6 protein-coding genes are annotated in these 4,704 nt (G+C 65.3%); 3 read left to right on the top strand and 3 right to left on the bottom strand.

What is annotated here, in order from left to right; translation table 11 throughout:
• From EOA29_RS25645 to EOA29_RS25635, 3 genes are all read right to left on the bottom strand, one after another.
• The coding region (locus EOA29_RS25645) for a DUF6101 family protein (protein WP_127221790.1) at positions 1-459 on the bottom strand (459 nt) is incomplete at its 3' end.
• A 183-nt stretch (positions 460-642) separates the two neighbouring features.
• On the bottom strand, positions 643-2,085 hold the full coding sequence (locus tag EOA29_RS25640; protein WP_127221789.1) for an FAD-binding oxidoreductase: 1,443 nt from the start codon (positions 2,083-2,085) through the stop codon (positions 643-645).
• 19 nt (positions 2,086-2,104) lie between these two features.
• On the bottom strand, positions 2,105-3,067 hold the full coding sequence (locus EOA29_RS25635; protein ID WP_245468537.1) for an L-threonylcarbamoyladenylate synthase: 963 nt from the start codon (positions 3,065-3,067) through the stop codon (positions 2,105-2,107).
• Positions 3,068-3,337: 270 nt separating this feature from the next.
• Between EOA29_RS25635 and EOA29_RS25630 the strand changes: the two genes are divergently transcribed.
• The 3 genes from EOA29_RS25630 to EOA29_RS25620 form a co-directional block, all read left to right on the top strand.
• Complete coding sequence (locus EOA29_RS25630; RefSeq protein WP_189478985.1) at positions 3,338-3,847, top strand: hypothetical protein; 510 nt, start codon at positions 3,338-3,340, stop codon at positions 3,845-3,847.
• A gap of 135 nt (positions 3,848-3,982) precedes the next feature.
• Positions 3,983-4,354, top strand: a complete 372-nt coding sequence (locus EOA29_RS25625) for a hypothetical protein (RefSeq protein WP_245468536.1) — start codon at positions 3,983-3,985, stop codon at positions 4,352-4,354.
• 60 nt (positions 4,355-4,414) lie between these two features.
• Positions 4,415-4,704, top strand: a 290-nt coding sequence (locus EOA29_RS25620; protein WP_189478984.1) for a hypothetical protein, incomplete at its 3' end; no start/stop codon positions are given.

Genomic DNA, 4,704 nt, shown 5'->3' with positions numbered 1-4,704 from the left:
CTTGCGGCGTTCCTGCGGCGGCAGCGCCTTGATGGCGGCGCCGAGCGATTCCTCCAGCGTGCGGGCAATGCCGTCGGCCTCGATCAGAAGCATCGGCAGACGATAGGCGTCGGCCCAGGCGCGCCAGTCGGCGGCGACGTCGTCGAGATCGTCGGCGACCAGAAGCGGCACCGACAGCATCGGATCATTGTGCAGAAGCTCCAGCGTCACGGTGACATTGCCGTCCGGATCTTCCATGGCGCGGGCGGCGACGCCGCGGAACGCATTGGCGGGCAGCGCGATGATCGCCGGCAGGCCGCTCATCTCCAGCATGCGCCGGATGATCGCGCCACGCTGGTCGATGGTGAAGGTAACATCGCCATAGTCGTCGCGCGTGGCATAGCTCACCATCTGCGGCAGGCGAAACGGGTCGAGACGCATGTTGCGTCCCGCCCAGACTGGCTTCAGTCCAGTGTTCATCGAATGCCTTCCTGTTTCTCCTGAGGGCCGTTTTCCGGTTCTCTCCGGGCCGGTTTTTCCGGCCTCGTTATGGGAGAAACATTAGTGCTCGCTTCTTACCGCCGCGCTTAAGAAAGTCGGTTAAATTTTGCTGATCTCAGCCATGGTTATCGGAATGCGACCAGCCACAAGATGTGGGAAGAGTTAGATAACCTTACCGGGATTCATGATGCCGGCAGGATCGAAGGCCGCCTTTACCCGGCGCATCAGGTCGATCGCCATCGGCGGCGCCGTGGCGATCAGTTCGTCGCGCTTCAACTGGCCGATGCCGTGCTCGGCCGAGATCGAGCCGCGGAAGGAGCGCACGACATCGTGCACGGCGTTGTTCATCGAGCGGTAGAGAGCGAGGAACGCCTCGTCGTCACCGCCTTCGGGGCGCGAGATGTTGTAGTGCAGATTGCCGTCGCCCATATGGCCGAAGCAGACGACGCGCGCGCCGGGGCTGACAGATGCGACGGCGCCTGCGGCCGTCTCGATGAAGTCCGGGATCGAGGCGATCGGTACCGAGATGTCGTGCTTGATCGAGGCGCCCTCGGGCTTCTGGCACTCGGGCAGCACCTCGCGGAAATTCCAGAAGGCATCGCCCTGGGCAAGGCTTGCCGCGACCACAGCGTCGCCGACGATGCCCTTCTCGAGGCCGGCCGAAAGAATCTCCTCGATCAGCGCCCTGCCGTCTTCTTCGGAACGGCCGGAAGAAACCTGCATCAAGACATACCACGGCCAGTCGTCGGCCAGCGGCCGTGTGATGCCTTGACCATGCTTCAGCGTGAAATCGTAAGGCCTCTTGCCGATCAGCTCGAAGGCGGTGAGCGCCACGCCGGCCTGGTCCGTCGCCAGGGTGAACAGCGATAGCGCAGCCTTAGCCGAAGACAGGCCGACGAAGGCGACCTCCCTGCCCTTCGGCTTGGGAAACAGCTTCAGCACCGCGGCGGTGATGACGCCGAGCGTGCCTTCGGCGCCGACGAAGAGGTTCTTCAAATCGTAGCCGGTGTTGTCCTTCTTCAGCTTGCGCAGATCGTCGAAAACCTCGCCGGTCGGCAGCACCACTTCGACGCCCAGGCAAAGCTCGCGCGCATTGCCATAGGCGAGCACGCCGGTGCCGCCGGCATTGGAGGAGAGATTGCCGCCGATCTGGCAGGAGCCTTGCGCGGCGAGCGACAGCGGGAACAGCCGGTCGGCGGCGTCGGCCGCTTCCTGCAGCGTCTGCAGGATGACGCCGGCCTCGGCGGTGATCGTGTTCGACAGCACATCGATCTCGCGGATGCGGTTCAGCCTCGACAGCGACAGCACGATGTCGTGCCCGGACTTGTCCGGCACCTGGGCGCCGACCAGGCCGGTGTTGCCGCTCTGCGGCACGACCGGCGTTCCGCTCTCGGTCGCCAGCCGCATGATGCGGCTTACTTCCTCGACGCTGCCTGGACGCAGCACCAACGATGTCCGGCCGTGCCAGAGGCCACGCCTTTCGGTGATGTAAGGCGCGATGTCGGCCTGGTCGCGCAGCGCGTATTTGTCGCCGACGATCGCTGCGAAGCGATCGATGAGGGCGGGATCGATATCGAAAGGCTGGTCGTCGGATTGATCGTTCATGGAGCCCAAACTATGGCGCTCAGGCGATCTTGTCACGCGGGGCGGCGGCGCGTGCGAGCCGGTCGTTGATCGCCTCGCCCAGGCCTTCGAGCGGGATCGGCTCGACGGCAATGGTTGCGGCGCCGCTGCGGTCGAGCGCCTGCATATAGGCGAACAGATTGGTGGCCGCCTCGCGCAGATCGCCCGCCTCGGAAAGATTGCGCACCGCCACCGCACTCTGCCAGCCTTCGGCACGATCGCGGCCGAAGGCCAGCAGCGCCTCGCCCCTGGCGACCCTATCGGCATTGAGCCGCATCGATGCGCCCGGCGCATAATGCGAGGCGAGCATGCCGGGCGCCTCGATGCCGGCAGCGCCGCGCATGAGCTTTGTACCAGCAGCAGCTTCAATATCCTCGGCAGCGATGCCGCCCGGCCTCAGCAGCCTCAGCTTGCCGTCCTCGACCTTGACGATGGCCGATTCCAGGCCGACCGGCGTCGCGCCGCCATCGACAACCAGCTTGATCTTTTCGCCGAGATCGGCTGCGACCGCTTGCGCCGTCGTGGCGCTGATCCTGCCGGAGGAATTGGCGCTGGGGGCGGCAAGCGGCCGGCCGAGCCTCGCGATCAGCTCGCCGCCGAAGCCTTTCGGCATGCGCAGCGCGATGGTGTCCAGCCCCGCCGTGACCAGCGGATGGATGCCGTTTTCCGGGCGCTGCGGCAGCACCAGCGTCAGCGGACCGGGCCAGAAGGCCTCGGCCAGTTTCATCGACAGTGGATCGAATGTGGCGATGCGTTCCGCCATGGCGAGGTCGGCGACATGAGCGATCAGCGGATTGAAGCGCGGGCGGCCCTTGGCCTCGAATATCCGCGCAACGGCTGCGCCATTGGTGGCATCGCCCGCCAGCCCATAGACGGTCTCGGTCGGGATGGCGACGACATCGCCGCCTTCGAGCAGCGCCAGCGCCCGCTCCATCGCCTCGCCGACGGCAAGTATCTCAGCCAAATTCATCACCAATCATCGATACGCCGGTCCCCGTAGTACGGCTGGGAAGGCGGGGCAAGGGCGGGCGTTGGCGATTTATCAATCCCTAAAATGTTAAGTTTCCGCGCAAGCCGGCATCAATCCGCCCGCACTAGGGTGCGGATTTCCGGTTGTTGGGCTCGGGGAGTTTTCGTGATGCGTATGCTTTGTTTTGACGCATTTCCGGACGGAAGGCTACGGCGAAGTCGCCGAGCCCAACCGTTACACACTTCTCCCGGAATTGCTCTGGGAATGGTCGGTATCGGCATTTTGGCGACGACCGGGTTGGCGCAAGCTTCGTCCATCGTCGTGCTTGGCGCTGCGACCTCGACGCCATCCGTGGTCAGGCTGACGGCGATCGAGCCCGGCCCGATCTCCGCTGCCTCGACACCGTCGGTGGTGGCGCTCGGCGATCCAGTACCCGCCGTCACCGACGAGACGGTCGCGGCGATCCCGGAGAAATCCGGGCATGGCCGCGCGCAGACGCCGATGATCATTCGCGGCGGCATCGTCGGCGGCGCCTTCGCAACGCCCGCGGCGATCGCGGCTGCCAAGACCACGGCACCGGCTGCCACGACACCGGCAAACGGCACCGCGCCGGCTGCTGCCACGCCTCCCAACGGCACCGCCACGACGGCCGCCAACGGGCAGGCGAAAGCGGCCGACAACCAGGCGGCCGCCAATGCATCGGGCGGCCAATCGCAGCCGCAAGCCAAACCACAAAACGCCTCGACATTGCCGCCGGTCGGCAAGGCAATGTAGGCCGGCCCTCGCGGCGGCCCGGTTGCGTCGGGTGCCAAGCCGAGTGGACTTTTCGTTGCTGTCCGATTTCCGTCATCCGGCTCGTGCACAACAGGGTGATTTTCAGAGGGGGATTTCATGACGGGTTCGAAAGCAATGATCGTCGCCGGGCTGTTGGCTGCGTCGGCGCTGAATGCGGCCGCTGCCCAGGCTCAGGACATGCTGGGTTCCTATGTTGCGCGCATTTCCGAACGCGACCATCAAGCCAGCGACGGCTACCCGCTGCGGAGCGCGGCGCAGATGGTGCGGCAGGACCGGGCCAACTGGCACAAGTTCCGCCGGCGCGACGCCGACGACCAGGGCGATCCATGGTTCCGCGGCAATGATGACCGCGCCCAACTGGAGCGCATGCTGGAACGCGGCGGCGCGATGAGCAGCGCGACCCGGCGCGCCATCGTCAATGGCGAGCCGCTGATCGAGGTCGACGTCTATCCGGACAGCGTGCGCGTCAGCATCCTGGAGGACTGATAGACAAGGGTTGACGAAAAAAGGGCGACGCTCACCGCGCCGCCCTTTGTTGTTCAAGCGATGAGAAACGGCTCAGGCCGCTTCTTCCTTGTCGTCATCGTCGGACTCGTCTTCGTCGTCGCCGTCTTCATCCTCGTCATCACCCGAGGCCTTGGCGTCTTCGTCGTCCTCATCCTCGTCGTCCGACTCGTCCTCGCTCGTGGCAGTGGCTTCCTCATCGGCGTCTTCGTCGTCCTCGTCGTCGCTGTCTTCGTCGCCGGCTTCTTCCTCGTCGCCTTCGTCCTCATCGTCTTCAGACGGATCGGCGGCTTCGACCGCCGCGGCGGCATGGTCGAGGAGGCTTTCAGAAG

The sequence above is a fragment of the Mesorhizobium sp. M1E.F.Ca.ET.063.01.1.1 genome (assembly GCF_003998155.1).
Lineage (GTDB): Bacteria > Pseudomonadota > Alphaproteobacteria > Rhizobiales > Rhizobiaceae > Mesorhizobium.
This window is presented reverse-complemented; position numbering and strand designations above follow the sequence as displayed.